12 protein-coding genes are annotated in these 19,646 nt (G+C 73.3%); 5 read left to right on the forward strand and 7 right to left on the reverse strand.

The window, feature by feature from the left end:
- Nucleotides 1-19: 19 nt before the first annotated feature.
- Together Q1A09_RS03430 and glgP are read right to left on the reverse strand one after the other, a co-directional pair.
- Entirely contained in the window at nucleotides 20-985 is a 966-nt protein-coding gene (locus Q1A09_RS03430; protein ID WP_299952081.1) for an FHA domain-containing protein, read from the reverse strand.
- 202 nt (nucleotides 986-1,187) lie between these two features.
- The gene (gene glgP, locus Q1A09_RS03435) at nucleotides 1,188-3,737 is read right to left on the reverse strand and encodes an alpha-glucan family phosphorylase (protein WP_299952082.1); all 2,550 of its coding nucleotides are present in this window, start codon (nucleotides 3,735-3,737) and stop codon (nucleotides 1,188-1,190) included.
- A 166-nt stretch (nucleotides 3,738-3,903) separates the two neighbouring features.
- On the opposite strand from glgP, the gene Q1A09_RS03440 reads away from it, so the two are divergent.
- The 5 genes from Q1A09_RS03440 (at nucleotide 3,904) to Q1A09_RS03460 (ending at nucleotide 14,076) form a co-directional block, all read left to right on the forward strand.
- Nucleotides 3,904-5,910, forward strand: coding sequence for an alpha-1,4-glucan--maltose-1-phosphate maltosyltransferase (locus Q1A09_RS03440; protein ID WP_299952083.1), 2,007 nt, complete (start codon nucleotides 3,904-3,906; stop codon nucleotides 5,908-5,910).
- A gap of 104 nt (nucleotides 5,911-6,014) precedes the next feature.
- Nucleotides 6,015-7,886 (forward strand): maltose alpha-D-glucosyltransferase, encoded by a 1,872-nt coding sequence (gene treS, locus Q1A09_RS03445; protein ID WP_299952084.1) that lies wholly within the window; start codon nucleotides 6,015-6,017, stop codon nucleotides 7,884-7,886.
- Nucleotides 7,886-9,253, forward strand: coding sequence for a maltokinase N-terminal cap-like domain-containing protein (locus Q1A09_RS03450; protein ID WP_299952085.1), 1,368 nt, complete (start codon nucleotides 7,886-7,888; stop codon nucleotides 9,251-9,253). The genes treS and Q1A09_RS03450 overlap by 1 nt, the downstream gene beginning before the upstream one ends.
- Before the next feature lie 96 nt (nucleotides 9,254-9,349).
- Complete coding sequence (glgB, locus tag Q1A09_RS03455; RefSeq protein WP_299952086.1) at nucleotides 9,350-12,574, forward strand: 1,4-alpha-glucan branching protein GlgB; 3,225 nt, start codon at nucleotides 9,350-9,352, stop codon at nucleotides 12,572-12,574.
- An 86-nt stretch (nucleotides 12,575-12,660) separates the two neighbouring features.
- Nucleotides 12,661-14,076, forward strand: coding sequence for a neutral zinc metallopeptidase (locus tag Q1A09_RS03460; protein ID WP_299952087.1), 1,416 nt, complete (start codon nucleotides 12,661-12,663; stop codon nucleotides 14,074-14,076).
- Nucleotides 14,077-14,215: 139 nt separating this feature from the next.
- On the opposite strand, the gene Q1A09_RS03465 is transcribed toward Q1A09_RS03460, so the two are convergent.
- The 5 genes from Q1A09_RS03465 to Q1A09_RS03485 all read right to left on the reverse strand — a co-directional run bounded on the left by Q1A09_RS03465 (nucleotide 14,216) and on the right by Q1A09_RS03485 (nucleotide 19,628).
- Entirely contained in the window at nucleotides 14,216-15,190 is a 975-nt protein-coding gene (locus Q1A09_RS03465) for a tetratricopeptide repeat protein (RefSeq protein ID WP_299952088.1), read from the reverse strand.
- A gap of 144 nt (nucleotides 15,191-15,334) precedes the next feature.
- Nucleotides 15,335-15,553, reverse strand: coding sequence for a hypothetical protein (locus tag Q1A09_RS03470; protein ID WP_299952089.1), 219 nt, complete (start codon nucleotides 15,551-15,553; stop codon nucleotides 15,335-15,337).
- Nucleotides 15,554-15,657: 104 nt separating this feature from the next.
- Nucleotides 15,658-17,349 carry a methylmalonyl-CoA mutase gene (locus Q1A09_RS03475; RefSeq protein WP_299952090.1) on the reverse strand — a complete coding sequence of 564 codons (1,692 nt, stop codon included), beginning with the start codon at nucleotides 17,347-17,349 and terminating at the stop codon, nucleotides 15,658-15,660.
- A gap of 47 nt (nucleotides 17,350-17,396) precedes the next feature.
- Nucleotides 17,397-17,906 (reverse strand): MarR family winged helix-turn-helix transcriptional regulator, encoded by a 510-nt coding sequence (locus Q1A09_RS03480; RefSeq protein WP_299952091.1) that lies wholly within the window; start codon nucleotides 17,904-17,906, stop codon nucleotides 17,397-17,399.
- A 249-nt stretch (nucleotides 17,907-18,155) separates the two neighbouring features.
- Complete coding sequence (locus tag Q1A09_RS03485; RefSeq protein ID WP_299952092.1) at nucleotides 18,156-19,628, reverse strand: NAD(P)/FAD-dependent oxidoreductase; 1,473 nt, start codon at nucleotides 19,626-19,628, stop codon at nucleotides 18,156-18,158.
- Between the last annotated feature and the right edge of the window lie 18 nt (nucleotides 19,629-19,646).

Here is a 19,646-nt window from a genome sequence, read left to right on the forward strand (position 1 = left end):
CGTCTCTGCGTGGGACCGGCTACTCGGCGGCCTGCTCGAAGGTGATGACGGTCCAGCCGAGCAGCAGCCGGTCGCCGTCGGCGAGGGGGTGCGGCACACCCGGCTCGAGCTGGGTCCACTCGGTGGCCTCCGGGCCGGCGACGTGGGTGCCGTTCAGCGAGCCGAGGTCGGTCAGCGAGACCTCCCGGCCGGACCGCTGGATCGCGGCGTGGGCCGAGGACAGCACGTTCTGGGTGTCGGCGATCGGGACCGGGCGGGCGGTGCCGCCGGTCACCAGGTCGTGCCCGTCGGGACGGCGACCGAGCACCAGGTCCTCGTCGACGGTGACGACCAGGCCGTCGTCGAAGCGCAGCACCGGCGCGGCCGGCGGCTCGGGCCGCCAGAACGCCGTCTGCTCCCCGCCCTGACCGGTGGGCTGGCTGGGGATCCGGCCGGAGCTGCCGAAGCCGGCGTCGGAGCCGGCGGTGAAGGACTCCCCGCTGGGCAGCGAGGTGGCCGGCGGGACGACGGAGGACGACGCCGCGGCGGCCAGCTGCAGCAGCGCACCGGAGCCGGGGACGGTGCCCTCGACCAGGTCGAGGGCGACGCCCGGCGGCATGGCGGCGGCCGGCTGACCGGGGCCGACGTAGAGGGTCTGGCCGAGGGAGAAGCCGGCGGCAAGGGTGCAGCCGTCGACCGCGGAGCCGGACACCGGGACGCCGTCCACGGCCGGCTGGCCCTTGCCCGACCACAGCGCGACACCGGTGCCGCTGCCGCCGGTGCTGTCGGCGAGCACCAGGGCGAAGGAGGCCGGGCCGTCGGCCAGCCGGGTCACCTGCCCGGCCACCGCCGCCAGCACCCGGTCGGCGCCGGGACCGGCGACCCCCAGGCAGGCGTGCAGCGCCGCTACCAGTGCCGGCGACCCGGGGGCGTCGACCCACAGCAGGCCACCGCCACGTCGGGCGACGACAGAGTCTCCGGGGAGCACCTCACAGCGGTCGGGCATGACGGCCAGCCTAATGACCGGGTGGGGATCCGGTGACCGCACGGCGGCGTGGCACGCCGTGTCATCTGCCCGTTGTGCACGACCAGTACCAGCGGTCACACCCGTCCCAGCACGGTGGACACCGACCGGGGTCAGGTGACCACCCAACGTGTCCTCCGCGTGCCCGTGGGACGACGCCCCGGTGACGTCCAGAGTCCCTGCCTCAGGCGTTGACCACGAGCCCCAGCTCGGCCGGCACCACGAGCGCGGCCGAGTGCGGCAGCACCCGCACCGTGTAGCCGAAGGCGCCGGTCCGGGTCAGCGGCACCGTGCCGGTGAACCAGTGCCGCGACCCGTCGGTGTGCTCGTGGCGCAGCGGCACCGTGGTCACCGAGTGCAGCCGGTCGGCGTCGTCCACCCGGCCGTAGGCCGCCTCGACCAGGACGTCGGAGGGGGCGAGCCCGGGCAGCTCGACCTCGGCCCGCAGGTCGATGCCGCCGCCGATCTCCGGGGTCTCCCCCACCCCGGTGGCCTCCACGTGCGCCACCCGGACGCCGGGCCAGTTCTCCAGCAGGTGTGCCCGCCAGACCGCCTCGGCGCGGGCCGGCTCGTACCCGTCCTGGGCCATCGCCCGGGCGGACCCGGCCGCGGGCACGTACAGCCGCTGCACGTAGTCCCGCACCATCCGGGTGGCCAGCACCTTCGGGCCGGTCTCCCGGAGGGTGTCGCGCACCATCTCCACCCAGCGGGTCGGCACACCGTCGCCGTCCACCTCGTAGAAGCGCGGCAGCACCTGCCGGTCCAGCAGCTCGTAGATGGCCTGGGCCTCCACCTCGTCCCGCCGGTCGGGGTCCTCGACGCCGTCGGCGGTCGGGATCGCCCAGCCGTTCTGGCCGTCGAACCACTCGTCCCACCACCCGTCGCGGATGGAGAGGTTGAGGCCGCCGTTGAGCGCGGACTTCATCCCCGAGGTGCCGCAGGCCTCCAGCGGCCGCAGCGGGTTGTTCAGCCAGACGTCGCAGCCCCAGTACAGGTAGCGGGCCATGCCGATGTCGTAGTTGGGCAGGAAGGCGATCCGGTGCCGGATCTCCGGGTCGTCGGCGAACTTCACCATCTGCTGGATCAGCTGCTTGCCGCCGTCGTCGGCCGGGTGGCTCTTGCCGGCGATGACCAGCTGGATAGGCCGCTCGTCGTCCAGCAGCAGGGCCTTGAGCCGCGCCGGGTCGCGGAGCATCAGCGTCAGCCGCTTGTACGAGGGCACCCGCCGGGCGAAGCCGACGGTGAGCACGTCGGGGTCGAAGGCGGTCTCGGTCCAGCCCAGCTCGGCCTCCGCCGCGCCGCGGGACAGCGCGGTCGCCCGGACCCGGCGCCGCACCTCCGCCACCAGCCGGCCGCGCAGCAGCCGCCGGGTGGCCCACAGCTCCCCGGAGGAGATCCGGTCGACCCCGTCGAAGTGCACGTCGCCGTCGACGTCCAGCGGGTCGCCCTGGCTGGTGGTCTGGGTGCCCAGCTCCACCAGCTCCCGCGCCGTCCAGGTCGGGGCGTGCACGCCGTTGGTGATCGACCCGATCGGGACGTCGTCGGGATCGAAGCCCGGCCACAGCGCACCGAACATGTCCCGGCTGACGTGCCCGTGCAGCTGGCTGACGCCGTTGGCCCGCTGCCCCAGCCGCAGGCCCATGTGCGCCATGTTGAACTTGCTGGGGTCCTCCTCGGCGCCCAGCGGCAGCAGCTGGTCGACCGGGACGCCGAACCCGGCGAAGTACCGCTCGATCAACGCCCGCGGGAAGCGGTCGATGCCGGCGGGGACCGGCGTGTGCGTGGTGAACACCGTGCCCCCGCGCACCGCCTGCAGCGCCTCGGCGAAGGACAGCCCGTGGGACTCGGTGAGCTCGCGGATCCGCTCGACGCCCTGGAAGCCGGCGTGGCCCTCGTTGGCGTGGAACACCTCCGGCTGCGGGGTGCCGGTCAGCGAGCAGAAGGCGCGCAGCGCCCGGACGCCGCCGATGCCCAGCAGCATCTCCTGGCGGAGCCGGTGGTCCTCACCGCCGCCGTAGAGCCGGTCGGTGACCCCGCGCTCGGCCGGGGCGTTGTCCTCGATGTCGCTGTCCAGCAGCAGCAGCGAGACCCGGCCGACCTGCGCCCGGTACACGTGGGCGTGCAGCACCCGCCCCTCCGGCAGCGGGACGGTGATCAGCACCGCGTTGCGGTCGGCGTCGCGCAGCAGCTTCAGCGGCAGGCCGTGCGGGTCGAGCGCCGGGTAGTGCTCCAGCTGCCAGCCGTCGGCGGACAGCCCCTGGGAGAAGTAGCCCGACCGGTAGAGCAGCCCCACCCCGATCAGCGGGACGCCGAGGTCGGAGGCGGCCTTGAGGTGGTCACCGGCGAGGATGCCCAGCCCGCCGGAGTACTGCGGGAGCACCTCGGTGATGCCGAACTCCGCGGAGAAGTAGGCGATCGAGGCGGGGGCCTCGGGGCCGATGGACTGGTACCAGTGCGGCGCCTGCAGGTAGTCGCGCAGGTCGTCGGCGACGGTCTGCAACCGGCCGAGGAACTCGCGGTCGTCGGCCAGCGCCGCCAGCCGCTCGGCGGACACCTCGCCGAGCACCCGGACCGGGTCGCCGCCGCAGCTGCCCCACAGCTCGGGGTCCAGCGCCTCGAACAGGTCCCGGGTCTCCGGGTGCCACGACCAGCGCAGGTTCGTGACCAGCTGGGACAGCGGCAGGAGCGCCTCGGGGAGAGAGGCGCGGACGGTCAGTCTGCGGAGGGCTCGCACCCGGCCGACCCTAGCCGCCGGAGACGTCCGCCACCGGCTCGGGAGCGACCTGGGTCACATCTGCCGGCGCCGGTGGTGTCAGCGCCGTCCTCCCGTCTCCCCCTCCCGGCTGACAGCGCAGGCCGCCGAGGTGCCCACTGGCTTCGATCTAGATAGCGTGGCGGCGATGACTGGCCGCGCTGACCTCCGCCTCGGCATCTCCGATGTCGCCCCCGTCGTGTCCTGCGGGTCGTTCTCGACCCGTGCCGTGGTCGGTGAGCACCTGCCGATCACCGCCACCGTCTTCCGCGAGGGCCATGACGCCGTCGCCGCCGACGTCGTCCTCACTGCCCCGGACGGGGACGCCGCGGCGTCCCCGCGGGTGCGGATGGCGAAGTTCGGGCCCGAGCCCGACCGGTGGGTCGCCACCGTGGTCCCCGACCGCGAGGGCCTGTGGACCTACCACGTCGAGGCGTGGGACGACCCGCTGAGCACCTGGCACCACGACGTCGAGGTGAAGGTCGAGGCCGGCCAGGGACCCGACGAGCTGGCCAACGACCTGGAGTGCGGCGCCCAGCTGCTCGAGGAGGTGGCCGCCCACGCCCCCGCCGAGCACCGCGACGCCCTGCTCGGCGCGGCCGCCGCGCTGCGCGACGGGTCGCTGGAACTCACCGCCCGGATCTCCCCGGCGCTCTCCCCCGCGCTGCAGCGCGTGCTGCACGACCACCCGGTGCGCCGGCTGGTCACCTCCTCCCAGCGGATCGAGCTGTGGGTCGACCGTCCGCGCGCGCTCTACGGCTCCTGGTACGAGTTCTTCCCCCGCTCGGAGGGCCCCGTCGTGGGCGGCACCCCGACCCACGGCACCTTCGCCCAGGCCGCCGAGCGGCTCCCGGCGATCGCCGAGATGGCGTTCGACGTCGTCTACCTGCCGCCGATCCACCCGATCGGGAAGGTCAACCGCAAGGGCAGGAACAACACCCTGGTGACCGAGCCGGGCGACGTCGGCTCACCGTGGGCGATCGGCAGCGACGAGGGCGGGCACGACGCCGTCCACCCGGAGCTGGGCACCCTGGACGACTTCAAGGCCTTCGTCGCCCGCACCCGCGAGCTGGGCATGGAGGTCGCACTGGACCTCGCGCTGCAGGCCGCCCCGGACCACCCCTGGGTGACCTCGCACCCCGAGTGGTTCACCACCAAGCCCGACGGCACGATCGCCTACGCGGAGAACCCGCCGAAGAAGTACCAGGACATCTACCCGATCAACTTCGACAACGACCCCGACGGCATCTACGCCGAGGTGCTGCGGGTCGTGCGGCACTGGATGGACGCCGGCGTCCGGGTGTTCCGGGTCGACAACCCGCACACCAAGCCGCTGAACTTCTGGCACTGGCTGATCTGGGAGGTCAAGAAGACCGACCCGGACGTGCTCTTCCTGGCCGAGGCCTTCACCCGGCCGGCGATGATGCACCAGCTCGCCCGGGTCGGCTTCACCCAGAGCTACACCTACTTCACCTGGCGCACCGAGCGCTGGGAGCTGGAGGAGTACGGCCGGGAGCTGGCCGCCAACGCGCACTACATGCGGCCGAACTTCTTCGTGAACACCCCGGACATCCTGCACGAGACGCTGCAGGTCGGCGGCCCGCCGATGTTCAAGATCCGCGCCGCGCTGGCCTCGATGATGAGCCCGACCTGGGGCGTCTACTCCGGGTACGAGCTCTTCGAGCACGTCGGCCTGCGGCCGGGCAGCGAGGAGTACCTGGACACCGAGAAGTTCCAGCTGCGCCCGCGGGACTGGGCCGCCGCCGAGGCCTCGGGCCGCACCCTGGCGCCGTACCTGCGCCGGCTCAACGAGATCCGCCGGGCACACCCGGCGCTGCAGCAGCTGCGCACGCTGCGCTTCCACGCGGTCGACAACGAGAACATCATCTGCTTCTCCAAGACCGACCCGGGCTCGGACGACGCGGTGCTGGTGGTGGTGTCGCTGAACAGCAGCTACACCCAGATCGGCACCACGGCCCTGGACATGCCCACCCTCGGGCTCGACTGGTCGGACCGGTTCGCCGTCACCGACGAGATCACCGGCGCCCGCTACGACTGGGGGCAGGCCAACTACGTCGAACTCGACCCGTACCGCGAGCCGGCCCACGTCTTCACCGTGCACCGCAGCCTGCCCACCACCATCCAGCCGCAATAGCCTCCTGACCCGTCCTCACCTGCCGTCGTGGCGCCGGCCGAGCCGCCGGCCGGCGCCCTCGTCGCCCAGATCCACCTCCCCAGCAACGAACGAGGACCGAGTTCATGACCCTCCCCGTCCCCGCACAGTCGACCCCCGGCGCGGGCGAGCAGTCGACCGAGCCAGGACTGCCCCCGGCCGGCAGCGACCCCGAGTGGTTCAAGCGCGCCGTCTTCTACGAGGTGCTCGTCCGCGGCTTCGCCGACAGCAACGCCGACGGCGTCGGTGACCTGCGCGGCATGCTCGGCAAGCTCGACTACCTGCAGTGGCTCGGCGTCGACTGCCTGTGGCTGCCGCCCTTCTTCGCCTCCCCGCTGCGCGACGGCGGCTACGACGTCAGCGACTACACCGCGGTGCTGCCGGAGTTCGGCGACATCGAGGACTTCAAGGAGCTGATCGAGGCCGCCCACTCCCGTGGCATGCGGATGATCATCGACTTCGTCATGAACCACACCTCGGACCAGCACCCCTGGTTCCAGGCCAGCCGCAGCGACCCCGATGGCCCCTACGGCGACTTCTACGTGTGGGCCGACGACGACACCGGCTACGCCGACGCCCGGATCATCTTCGTGGACACCGAGAGCTCGAACTGGACGTTCGACCCGGTCCGCAAGCAGTACTTCTGGCACCGGTTCTTCAGCCACCAGCCCGACCTGAACTTCGAGAACCCGAAGGTGCAGGAGGCGATCCTGGACGCCCTGCGCTTCTGGCTGGACCTGGGCATCGACGGCTTCCGGCTCGACGCCGTCCCCTACCTGTTCGAGGAGGAGGGGACCAACTGCGAGAACCTCCCGAAGACCCACGCGTTCCTCAAGGAGGTGCGCAAGGTCGTCGACGCCGAGTACCCCGACCGGGTGCTGCTCTGCGAGGCGAACCAGTGGCCGGCCGACGTCGTCGAGTACTTCGGCGAGGACGGCGACGAGTGCCAGATGGCCTTCCACTTCCCGGTCATGCCGCGCCTGTTCATGGCCGTGCGCCGGGAACAGCGCTTCCCGATCTCGGAGATCATGGCGCAGACGCCGGCCATCCCGGAGAACTGCCAGTGGGGCGTCTTCCTCCGCAACCACGACGAGCTGACCCTGGAGATGGTCACCGACGAGGAGCGGGACTACATGTGGGGGGAGTACGCCAAGGACCCCCGGATGAAGGCCAACATCGGCATCCGCCGGCGGCTGGCCCCGCTGCTGGACAACGACCTGGACACCCTCGAGCTGTTCACCGCCCTGCTGCTGTCGCTGCCCGGCTCGCCGGTCATGTACTACGGCGACGAGATCGGCATGGGCGACAACATCTGGCTCGGTGACCGGGACGGCGTCCGCACCCCGATGCAGTGGACGCCGGACCGCAACGGCGGCTTCTCCACCGCCGACCCGCAGCGCATGCACCTGCCGCTGATCGCCGACCCGGTCTACGGGTTCCAGGTGACCAACGTGGAGGCGCAGCTGCGGAACTCGAACTCGCTGCTGCACTGGACCCGCACGATGATCTCCGTCCGCAAGCAGCACCCGACGTTCGGCGTCGGCAGCTTCACCGAGATCGGCTCCCGCAACCCCACGGTGCTGTCGTTCGTGCGCGAGTTCGGCGACGACATCGTGCTGTGCGTGAACAACCTGTCGCGCTTCCCGCAGCCGGTGGAGCTCGACCTGCGCCGCTTCGAGGGCTACACCCCGGTCGAGCTGACCGGGCGCGTGCAGTTCCCGCAGATCGGCGTGCTGCCCTACATGCTCACCCTCGGTGGCCACGGCTTCTACTGGTTCGAGCTCTCCAAGCCCGCCGCACCCGCGGCCGAGGAGGAGGAGAGCTGGGAGACCACCGTGAGCAGCAGCGTGGCGCAGTCCCTGCTCGACGCCGGTGTCGTCGGCGCGACCGACGCCCCGGCCGGAAGCGGTGGCCTCGGTGCCGAGGCCCCCACCACCACGACCCACGGAGAAGCCTGATGAGCGCTCTGACCGACATGCTCGCGGACTGGATGCCCGGGCAGCGCTGGTTCGGCGGCAAGGGCCGGGAGTGGGCCGGGGTGGCCGAGGAGGGGTTCTTCCTCGACCAGTCCGACCCGGCGCTGTCGGTGCACCGGGTCCGGGTCACCTACACCGACGGCGCGGCGGAGACCTACCTGGTCCCGCTGTCCTGGCGGAACGCCCCCGCCGAGGAGCTGGCAGGAGCGTTCGTCGGCGCGGTGCCCGGCTCGCAGGGTGAGAACTACGCCTACGACGCGATGCGCGACCGGGACGCCACCGTCCCGTGGCTGACCCACCTGGTGGCCGCCTCGACCGTCGGCCCGATGCGCTTCCACCCGGCCGGGGTGTCCTACATCCCCGAGGGCGTGCCCGGCGACGTCATCTCCACCGAGCAGAGCAACACCTCGCTGGTCTACGGCGAGAGCGCGATCCTCAAGCTGTTCCGCCGACTGGAGCCGGGGCTGAACCCGGACGTGGAGATCCACGACGCGCTCCGCCAGGCCGACAACGAGCACATCGCTCCCCTGCTCGGGTACATCGAGGTCGACGACCCCAACGGCCTGGAGCCGGCGACGGTCGCGATGCTGCAGACCTTCGTGCCCAACGCCAGCGACGGCTGGCGGCTGGCCACCTCCAGCGTGCGCGACCTCTACGCCGAGGCCGACCTGCACGCCGACGAGGTGGGCGGGGACTTCGCCGGGGAGAGCGAGCGGCTGGGTGAGGCCACCGCCTCCGTGCACGCCGACCTCGCCCGGGTGCTGCCCTCCGAGCCCGCCGACCGCGCCTGGTACGCCACCGTCGCCGAGCAGATGACCGCCCGGCTGGAGGCGGCGCTGGCCGTCGTCCCCGACCTGGCCGAGCACGGGGACGCCCTGCGCGCGCTGTACGCGGCCGTGGCCGGGACCGACGAGCCGGTGGTCCGCCAGCGGGTGCACGGCGACCTGCACCTGGGCCAGGTCCTCCGGACGACGACCGGCTGGATCGTGCTGGACTTCGAGGGTGAGCCGGCGCGGCCACTGGCCTCCCGCCGCGAGCTGGACACCCCGCTGCGTGACGTCGCCGGGATGCTCCGCTCCTTCGACTACGCCGCCCGGCACATGCTCGTCGAGCAGCCGGATGACCCGCAGCGGGCCTACCGCGCGCAGGAGTGGGCCGAGCGCAACCGCGCGGCCTTCTGCGCCGGCTACTCCGCCGGTGGCGGTGTCCCCCTTTCCGACGACTCGGCGCTGCTGCGTGCTTTCGAGGCCGACAAGGCGGTGTACGAGTGCGTCTACGAGGCGCGCAACCGCCCGCACTGGTTGATGATCCCGCTCAGCTCGCTGTCCCGGTTGACCTCCGGCGACTGATGGAGGACCCCTCTGCCCCCCACCACTCGCAAGCTCGCGGCGGGCCCCTGCAGAGGGGCCTGACCGCCCGGACGACCCAGAAGACGTGAGGACCCCATGACGATCGACGACACGCAGCCTCCCGGGCGCGACACCCCCGAGCAGCCCGCCGACAAGGCCGAGCTCACGCGCCGGGTCGAGGAGAAGACCGCGGCCCTGCAGGCCGCGGCGGACGGCGAGCCGGCCCCGGCCAAGAAGGCCACCCGCAAGGCCGCCGCCAAGAAGGCGCCGGCCAAGAAGGCCGCCCCGGCCGACGGCGGGGACACCCCTGCGGCGCCGGCCAAGCGCACCCGCAAGGCCGCCGCGCCGACCACGTCCGCCGCCGAGCAGGCCGCGACGACCGCGGACACCGTGCCGGTCGGCGACGACGCGCCTGCCGCACCGGCCAAGCGCACCCGCAAGGCCACCGCCAAGAAGGCCGCCCCGGCCGCCGCCGGGTCCGACACGGCCGAGTCCGGTGCCGAGGCCCCGGCTGCACCGGCGAAGCGGACCCGCAAGACCGCGGCGAAGAAGGTCACCGCCGCCCCGGTCATCGCCCCCGCACCGATCGCCGAGCCGGGCAACCCGTCGGCGCCCTCCGCGCCGCAGCCGGAAGCGCCGAGCCCCGACCCGGCCGAGCCGAGCACCCCGCAGGCGCCGGAGTCCGGTGAGGACGCCGGCACCGGCGGCAGCTCGCCGGCCGAGACGGCGTCCGAGCCCGGCGACGAGCTCGCCCCCGACACGGTGCCGGCGGAGTCCGGGACGGACTCACCGGCGACGGCGGGCGCCGACGGGCCCACCCCCGCCGAGCCCCCCGTCGACGGCGGTGGCGCGGACCTGACCACCGCCGACCTGACCACCAGCGAGGTCACCGACCTCCCGCCGGCGCCGGACGAGGCCCCCGAGCCCGCCGCCGCGCAGCTGGTCGAGGCTCTCCCCGAGGGCGAGGCCCCGGTCAGCACCTCGGTGCCGGCCGACGCCGTCCCCGCCGGGCGCGAGGTGAGCCAGGAGCAGCTGGCCGCGATCGTCGACGGCTGGTCCTTCGACCCGCACGGCGTGCTCGGCGCCCACCGGGTCACCGACGGCTGGGCCGTGCGCACCCTGCGCCCGGACGCCGTGGCCGTCGCCGTGGTCGACCAGGACGGCACCCGCTACGAGGCCCGCCAGGTGTTCCGCGGCGGGGTCTTCGAGGCGCAGCTCCCCCAGCAGCCCGGTGACTACCGGATCGAGGTCGTCTACCCGAACGGGCAGGGCGGCACCGACACCTTCACCGTCGACGACCCCTACCGCTGGCTGCCCACCCTCGGCCAGCTGGACCAGCACCTGCTCCGCGAGGGTCGGCACGAGGAGCTGTGGACCGTCCTGGGCGCGCACGTGCGCAGCTACGAGACCCCCGGCGGGGTCGTCGAGGGCGTGTCGTTCGCCGTCTGGGCACCCAACGCGCGCGGCGTGAAGGTCACCGGCGACTTCGACTACTGGGAGGCCCGCGCCTACCCGATGCGGTCGCTGGGCTCCTCCGGCGTCTGGGAGATCTTCGTCCCCGGCGCCCAGGTGGGCACCCGCTACCGCTACCACGTGCTCGGCGCGGACGGTCAGTGGCGGGTGAAGAGCGACCCGATGGCCTTCGCCACCGAGGTGCCGCCGGCCAATGCCTCGGTGGTCACCGCCACCGCCCACGAGTGGGGCGACGGCGAGTGGCTCGCCAGCCGCGCCGAGGGCAAGTGGCACGAGCGGCCGATGAGCGTCTACGAGGTGCACGCCGCCTCGTGGCGGCAGGGACTGTCCTACCGCGAGATGGCCGACGAGCTGGTCGCCTACGTCAAGGACGCCGGGTTCACCCACCTGGAGTTCATGCCGCTGGCCGAGCACCCCTTCGGCGGCTCGTGGGGCTACCAGGTCACCTCCTACTACGCGCCGACCTCACGGTTCGGCAGCCCGGACGACCTGCGCTACCTGATCGACGCCGCGCACCAGGCCGGCATCGGCGTCATCGTCGACTGGGTGCCCGCGCACTTCCCCAAGGACGAGTGGGCGCTGGCCCGCTTCGACGGCACCCCCCTCTACGAGCACGCCGACCCGCGCCGCGGCGAGCAGCCGGACTGGGGCACCTACGTCTTCGACTTCGGCCGGCCCGAGGTGCGCAACTTCCTGGTCGCCAACGCGCTGTTCTGGGCCAAGGAGTTCCACGTCGACGGCATCCGGGTCGACGCGGTCGCCTCGATGCTCTACCTGGACTACTCGCGCAACGACGGTGAGTGGACGCCGAACCAGTACGGCGGCCGGGAGAACCTGGACGCGGTGGCGTTCCTGCAGGAGATGAACGCGACGGTGTACCGCGAGGTGCCGGGCGTGGTCACGATCGCCGAGGAGTCGACCGCCTGGCCGGGCGTCACCCGCCCGACCCACCTGGGCGGCCTGGGCTTCGGCTTCAAGTGGAACATGGGCTGGATGCACGACTCGCTGGGCTACATGGCCAACGCGCCGGTGTACCGCAGCTACCACCACGGCCAGCTCACGTTCTCCCTGGTCTACGCGTTCTCGGAGAACTACACCCTGCCGATCAGCCACGACGAGGTCGTCTACGGCAAGGGCTCGCTGATCCGGAAGATGCCGGGTGACCGGTGGCAGCAGCTGGCCAACCTGCGCGCCTACCTCGGCTACATGTGGGCCCACCCGGGCAAGCAGCTGCTGTTCATGGGCTCGGAGTTCGGCCAGCTGTCGGAGTGGGCGGAGAGCCGCTCGCTGGACTGGTGGCACCTCGACGACCCGGCGCACCGTGGCGTGCTCGACCTGGTCCGCGACCTCAACACCGTCTACAAGCACACCGAGGCGCTGTGGTCGCAGGACGTCGACCCGGCCGGCTTCCAGTGGATCGACGCCAACGACGCCGGTGGCAACACCCTGACCTTCCTGCGCTACGGCAAGGACGGCCAGGTGCTCGCCTGCGTCGCCAACTTCTCCGGGTCGCCGCACCACGACTACCGGGTCGGGCTGCCGCGCGGCGGTCGCTGGCGTGAGCTGATCAACACCGACTCGGAGGGCTACGGCGGCTCCGGGGTCGGCAACCTGGGCGGCGTCGACGCCGTGGCCGAGGCGTGGCACGGGCAGCCCTGGTCGGCGACGCTGACCGTGCCCCCGCTGGGCACCGTCTGGTTCGTGCACGAGGGCCCCGAGCCCGAGCTGCCCGACGACGGCTCGCCGGCCGACCCCGCCCAGATCGCCGCCGCCGAGGCGTCGGGCGTGGCCGAGGCCGCCGGTGAGGTCGCCGCCCCGGACAGCGAGCCGGTCCCCGACCGCAGCTGAGCCACCGGCGCGTGTCCGGGTACGGCCGCTGCAGCACGACGACCACCTGACTGCCGGCTCCGGCAGCACCGATCGATCGGGAGCCCATGTCCTCCTCGCCCCGCCGGGTGCGCACCGGGGTCGTGCTGGGTGCCCTGCTGGCCTGCACCGCGCTCACCGGCTGCTCGGTGACGCTGATCGAGGGCACCGGGACGCCGCTGTCCGGGGCAGCCGGGGACGCCACCCCCGAGGAGTTCCCGATCATCGGGGCGACCGACGGTGAGATCGACCGGATCGCCCGCAACGCGCTCAGCGACCTCAACCTCTACTGGTCCGAGGAGTTCCCGCCCACGTTCGGCCAGGACCTCACCCCGCTGACCGGCGGCTACTACTCGGTCGACCCGGGTGCCGTCGACCCCGCGGCGTACCCCGGCGGCCAGATCGGCTGCGGCGAGCCACCGGATGCGGTCGAGGACAACGCCTTCTACTGCGGCCCGGGCGGTGAGTACCCCAACGGCGATGCCATCCAGTACGACCGGGCCTTCCTCGAGGAGCTCGCCGGCGGGTACGGCCGGTTCATCCCCGCGCTGGTCATGGCGCACGAGTTCGGGCACGCCGTCCAGGGCCGGGTCGGGTACCCGTTCCAGGCGTCCATCGCGATCGAGACCCAGGCCGACTGCTTCGCCGGCGCCTGGACGGCGTGGGTCGCCGAGGGCAGCGCCCCGCACAGCTCGATCCGGCCCGCCGAGCTGGACGACGTGCTGCGCGGCTACCTGCTGCTCCGCGACCCGGTGGGCACCGGCCTGGACGAGAGCGCGGCGCACGGCTCCTACTTCGACCGGGTGTCGGCCTTCCAGGAGGGCTTCGACGACGGCCCGACGGCCTGCCGCGACGACTTCGGCGCCGAGCGGCAGTACACCCAGGGCGAGTTCCAGACCGACCAGGACCTCGCGACCGGCGGCGACGCCCCCTTCGAGACGACGGTGGAGACGTTCGCGCCCGAGGGGCTCGCCGAGTTCTGGGAGGCGGCGTTCGCCGACCGCGGTGCCGACTTCAGCCCACCGGCCATCGAGCCGTTCACCCGCCGCACCGACTGCGACGGGGCCGACGCCGACGTCGACCTGCTGTACTGCCCCGACGACGAGACCGTGCGGTACGACCGGGTCGACCTGGCCGAGCCGCTCTACACCGCCGAGCAGGGCGGGGACTACGCGGTGCTGACCGCGCTGGCGATCCCCTACTCACTCGCCGCCCTCGACCAGCTGGGCGAACCGGCCGAGGGGCAGGACGCGCTGCGCACCGCCGTCTGCTCGGCCGGCGCGTTCACCGCCTCGGTGCTGAGCGGGGAGAGCACGGTGCTGAGCATCTCCCCCGGCGACGCCGACGAGAGCGTGTCGTTCCTGCTGGAGTACGCCACCGACCCCACCGTGCTGCCGGATGCGGAGCTCACCGGCTTCCAGCTGGTCGACGTCTTCCGCGGCGGGGTGCTCGAGGGCCTGGACGCCTGCGACCTCGGCTCCTGACGGAGGCACCTCGTCCCCCTTGCACGCCTGGTGAGGCCTCCGCACGGTGCCCGGCCCCCTGTGCGGGGGCCGAGCAGCGTGCGAGCGGTGGTCGGCCCCCGCCCCTCGCCCGCCCGGAGCGAGGCTCCGGTCGGGGCCGTCAGAAGAGGGCGGTCATGAGGGCGCGGCGGGCGGGGCCGACCCGCGGGTCCTCGTCGCCGACGATGCCGAACAGCTCGACCAGGTGGGTGCGCGCCAGGTCGCGGTCCTCCCCGGTGGTGCGCCGAACGACGTCCAGCAGCCGGGCGAAGGCGCCGTCCACGTCGCCGGTGCCCAGCAGGAGGTCCGCGGCCCGGGTCTGTGCGGCGACGTCGTCGGGGGCGGCGTCGGCGGCCGCGACCGCGTCGGGGCCGGCCTCCTCCGCGCGGCGGAAGAGCGTGACCTGGCGCAATGCAAGCCCGGCGACCGGGTGGTCGGGCTCGGCGTCCAGGATCGCCCGGTAGGCCGCCTCGGCACCGGCCAGGTCACCGGCGTCCAGCGCCGCCTCGGCCTGGTCGAGGCGCGGGTCCTCCACCTCGGCGGGCTCCTCGCCCTCCGCGGCGCCCGGCACGGCCCCGCCGCTGGTGGCGGCGACCAGCTCGGTGACGAACTGCCGGGCCTGCTCCTCGGGGATGGCGCCGGTGAACTCGGCGACCAGCTGCCCCTGCCAGACGGCCTTGACCGCCGGGATGCCCTGCACGCGCAGCCCCTGGGCCAGCGCCGGGTTGGCGTCGACGTCGACCTTGGCCAGTACCCACGAGCCCGCGCCCTCGGCGGCCAGCCGCTCCAGCACCGGGGAGAGCTGCTTGCACGGGCCGCACCACTCGGCCCACAGGTCCAGCACGACGGGGACCTGGAAGGACCGGTCGAGCACCTCGGACTGGAACGTCGCCTCGGTGACGTCGACGACGGCGCTGCCCGGTGCGCCGGCCGGCGCCGCGGCACTCGGCGGCGGGGCGGCGGCGGCACGGGCGGCCGCCTCGTTGCGCGCCTGGACGGCGGCCAGGTCGACCGCACCGGCCAGGGAGGCGGCCATCTGCGCCTGCTGGGCGGCGGCGCGGGGATCGCGCGGGGCGGCGGGGCGGTTCGGCTGCATGCCCCGATCATCCCACCGCCCCGTCCGGCGTGTCGCGGCCCCCGTGCCGCTCCGCCACCGGCGAACGCCGTCGGCGGGGCGCCACCGCCCGACCGTCGCGTGGACCGGCTCGTCGCAGGAGCCGTCGGGCGCCCGGCCTGGGCCTCACTCGCCCGAACGGTCGTCCCGCCACCCCTGGATCAGCAGGCCCACGCCGATGACGGCGAAGGCGTAGCCGGCCAGCGGGATGAGCCCACCCCCGATGTCGGCAGGAGCTCCGATCTTCCCGATCTCGGCTGTGCGCAGGACGAGGTACAGGACGTGCAGGCCGATGCCCAGCACGAGGAGCCCGATCCCCCGCCGCACCCGTGGTCCAGCCGGCACGACGGACTCCGTTCCCGAAGGCGTCCGGGAGGCCTGTCCTCCTCGGACCGTCACGCGCGCCGGCGCCCGGCCGCGGTGGCGCACGGTAGCGCCACCGGGGTGACTCAGAACCTGGCGGGCTCGGTGTAGGTGCCCCACTCGGCGCGCAGCGCGTCACAGATCTCGCCCAGCGTCGCCTCGGCCCGGGCGGCGTCCAGCATGGCCGGCACCATGTTGGCGTCGGTACGGGAGACCTCGACCATCCGGGCCACCGCGGCCCGGGCGGCCTCGTCGTCCCGGGCCTGGCGGCGGGCGGACAGCTCGGCGCGCTGGTCGGTCTCCACCTGGTGGCTCACCCGGAGGATCTCCAGCTGGTCGTCCCCGGCCACCGACCCGGTCAGCGTGTTCACCCCGACGACCTTCTTCTCCCCCTTCTCCAGCGCCCGCTGGTAGGTGAACGCCGCCTCGGCGATCTCGCCGGTGAACCAGCCGTCCTCGATGCCGCGCAGGATGCCGGCGGTCATCGTGCCGTCGCTGCCCATCTCCCGGATCCGGGTGAAGACCTCTTCCGCCTGTCGTTCCAGCTCGTCGGTCAGCGCCTCCACGTACCAGGAGCCACCGAGCGGGTCGGCCACGTTGAGCACCCCGGTCTCCTCGGCGATCACCTGCTGGGTGCGCAGCGCGATCTGCGCGGCCTTGGCACTGGGCAGGGCGAGCACCTCGTCCAGGGCGTTGGTGTGCAGCGAGTTGGTGCCGCCGAGCACCGCGGCCAGCGCCTCCACCGCCGTCCGGACGACGTTGTTGTCCGGCTGCTGGGCGGTCAGCGACACCCCGGCGGTCTGGGTGTGGAAGCGCAGCTGCTGGGCCTTCTCGGTGTGCGCCCCGTAGACGTCGCGCAGCCAGCGGGCCCAGATCCGGCGGGCGGCGCGGAACTTGGCGATCTCCTCGAAGAAGTCGATGTGCGCGTCGAAGAAGAAGCTCAGGCCCGGGGCGAACACGTCGACGTCCAGGCCCCGGGACAGACCCAGCTCGACGTAGGCGAAGCCGTCGGCCAGCGTGTAGGCGAGCTCCTGCGCGGCGGTCGAGCCGGCCTCGCGGATGTGGTAGCCGGAGACCGAGATCGGTTTGTAGGCCGGGATCTCGGCGGCACAGTGCTCCATCAGGTCGCCGATCAGCCGCAGGTGCGGCTCGGGGGCGAACAGCCACTCCTTCTGCGCGATGTACTCCTTGAAGATGTCGGTCTGCAGGGTGCCGTTGAGCTTCGAGGTGTCCGCACCCTGCCGCTCGGCGGCCACCAGGTACATGCAGAACACCGGGACGGCGGGGCCGCTGATCGTCATCGACGTCGTCGTCTGCTCCAGCGGGATGCCGTCGAAGAGCACGTCCATGTCAGCGGCGGAGTCGATCGCCACCCCGCAGTGCCCGACCTCGCCGAGCGCCCGGCCGTCGTCGGAGTCCCGACCCATCAGCGTCGGCATGTCGAAGGCGACCGACAGGCCTCCCCCGCCCTCGGCCAGCAGCGACCGGAACCGCTCGTTGGTCTGCCGGGCATTGCCGAAGCCGGCGAACTGGCGGATGGTCCAGGCCCGGCCGCGGTAGCCGGTGGCGTGCAGCCCGCGGGTGAACGGGAACTCCCCCGGCCAGCCGATCCGCTCGAAGCCGGGCACCGCGGATTCGTCGGCCGGCCCGTAGGCGGGGTCGACCTCCAGCCCGGACAGGGTGGTGAAGTCCGCGTCCCGCACCCGCCCGGCGGCCAGCGCCGCGTCGTAGCGCTGCTGCCACCGGCTGCGGGCCTCGTTGCCCGGCTGCTCCGTCATGCCCAGATGCTAGGACGTCCAACTAGTTTGCGGCCACCCCACGCGGGTCAGTCGCCGGCGACGTCCCCCGCCCCCAGCCGGACCTTCTTCAGCACGTCGAACAGCACGTCCAGCTCCGCCTCGGGCAGGTCGGCCAGCCCGAAGTCCTGGCCGGTCAGCGCCTGCGTCGCCGCCGGGACGACGTCCCGGCCGGCGTCGGTGATCGCGGCGAGCACCCCGCGGCCGTCGGCCGGGTTGGGCCGCCGCTCGACGTAGCCGGCCGCCACCAGCCGCTCGATCGCGTTGGTGACGCTGGTCGGGTGCACCATCAGCCGGCTGCCGATCACCTTCAGCGGCAGCTGGCCGGTGCGGGAGAAGGTGAGCAGCACCAGCACCTCGTACCGGGCGAAGGTGAGCCGGTGCGGTTTCAGCGCCTCGTCGAAGCGGGCCAGCAGGATCTGCTGCACCCGGAACACGCTGGTCGCCGCCCGCATCGAGGCGGCCGGGCCGAAGCGCTGCTCCCAGCTCTGCGCGGCGCGCTCGATCGGGTCGAACGGCAGGCCCAGCGGTCGCACCATGGCCCCAGAGGCTAGTTCTCCCGCCGCGCGGGCCCGCGCCTGCCGCCGGGTGCGGAGCTGTCGACGCCGTCGGTGCGGTGACATGTCGACAACTCGACACTCGACGCCGTCCAGCCCGGGCCTGGGGACGACGAGAGCGGCCCGATCAGCTGATCGCCCGGATCAGCGCCGAGTTCGCTCGCTGGGTGTCGACGTGTCGACCCCTCCGGCCGGGGCGGCACGTCGACGACTCGGCACTCGGTGAGCGGCTCAGACCGGTGGCGCGGGGCGCAGCGCCGGCGCCTGCCGGATGCCGAACACGTCGCGCAGCGCCACCCGGGCGGCGTTGTCGCCGCACATGCCGTGCACCGCGGGACCGGGCGGCGTCGCGGCCGAGGCGAGGTACCGGCCGGTCACCGGGGTCCGGTAGGTGTTCCACCGGGGCACGGGCCGGGCCAGCATCTGCCACAGCGAGGGGTCACCGTTGGCGATGTTGCCGCCGACGTTGTTGAGGTCGTGCGCCTCCACCTCGGCGGAGTTCATCGTGTGCCGGGCGATGATCGTGTCCCGGAAGCCCGGGGCGAAGCGCTCGATCTGCCGTTCGACCACCTCAGTCATGTCGACCGTGGAGCCGTGCGGCACGTGCACGTAGGCCCAGAACACGTGCCCGCCCGCCGGCGCGCGCGTCGGGTCGACGACGGTGGGCTGGACGGCGAGCACGTAGGGCTTGTCGGGCACCCGCCCGGCGCCGGCGGCCGCCTCACCCTCGACCGTCTCGGCGAACGACCCGGCCACGTGCACCGTGCCGGCCCGGCGGACGTCCGGGTTGGTCCACGGGACCGGCTCGGACAGCGCCCAGTCGATCTTGAAGATCCCCGCTCCGTGCCGGTACCGCTGCACCCACCGCCGGTAGCCGGCCGGCACCGCGTTGCCGGCCATCGCCACGAAGGCCCCCGGCGTGGTGTCCAGCAGGACGGCGGGGACCCCGTCGAACTCGCGCAGGTCGGTGACCAGGTGGTCGGTGACCACCTCGCCCCCCTGCTGCTCCAGCGCGGTGACCATGGCGTCGGCCAGCGCCTGCGAACCACCCTCGATCAGCGGCCAGCCCCGGTCGTGCACGGCCATGCCGAGGATCAGCCCGAGCCCCGCGGTCACGGGCCGGGTCAGCTCCAGCATCCCGTGCGCGGCGGCACCGGCCAGCAGCGCCCGGGCCTCGTCGGACTCGAAGTAGCGGCGGGTCAACCAGCCGACGCTCGGCAGCGCCTGCAGCCCGAACGCGGCCACGCTGGGCACCGCCCGGGTGGGGAGCCGGCGGAACGCGGAGCGGAAGAAGTAGTCGATGATCTCGTCCGACCGCTTCAGCAGCGGACCGAACAGCCGCCGGTACCCGGCGCCGTCGGGGCCCAGCCGGTCGGCGGTCTCGGTCAGCGAGGGCAGCGCCAGCGCTGCCCGGCCGCCGTCGAAGGGGTGCGCGTAGGCGACCTCCGGGTGCAGCAACCGCACGCCGCGGGTGGCCAGGTCGAACTCACGGAAGAACGGCGACGCCGCTCCCATCGGGTGCACCGTCGAGCAGACGTCGTGCCGGTACCCCGGGAGCGTGAGCTCCTCGGTGCGCATGCCGCCGCCGACGCGGGACGCCGCCTCCACCACCCGCACGGACAGGCCGGCCGCGGCCAGGCGCAGGGCGGCGGCCAGACCGTTCGGGCCGGCTCCGACGACGACGGCATCCGGGGTCCCGTTCACGCCGCCATCCTGCCCGCC

It is taken from the genome of uncultured Modestobacter sp. (genome assembly GCF_947486615.1).
Classification (GTDB): domain Bacteria; phylum Actinomycetota; class Actinomycetes; order Mycobacteriales; family Geodermatophilaceae; genus Modestobacter.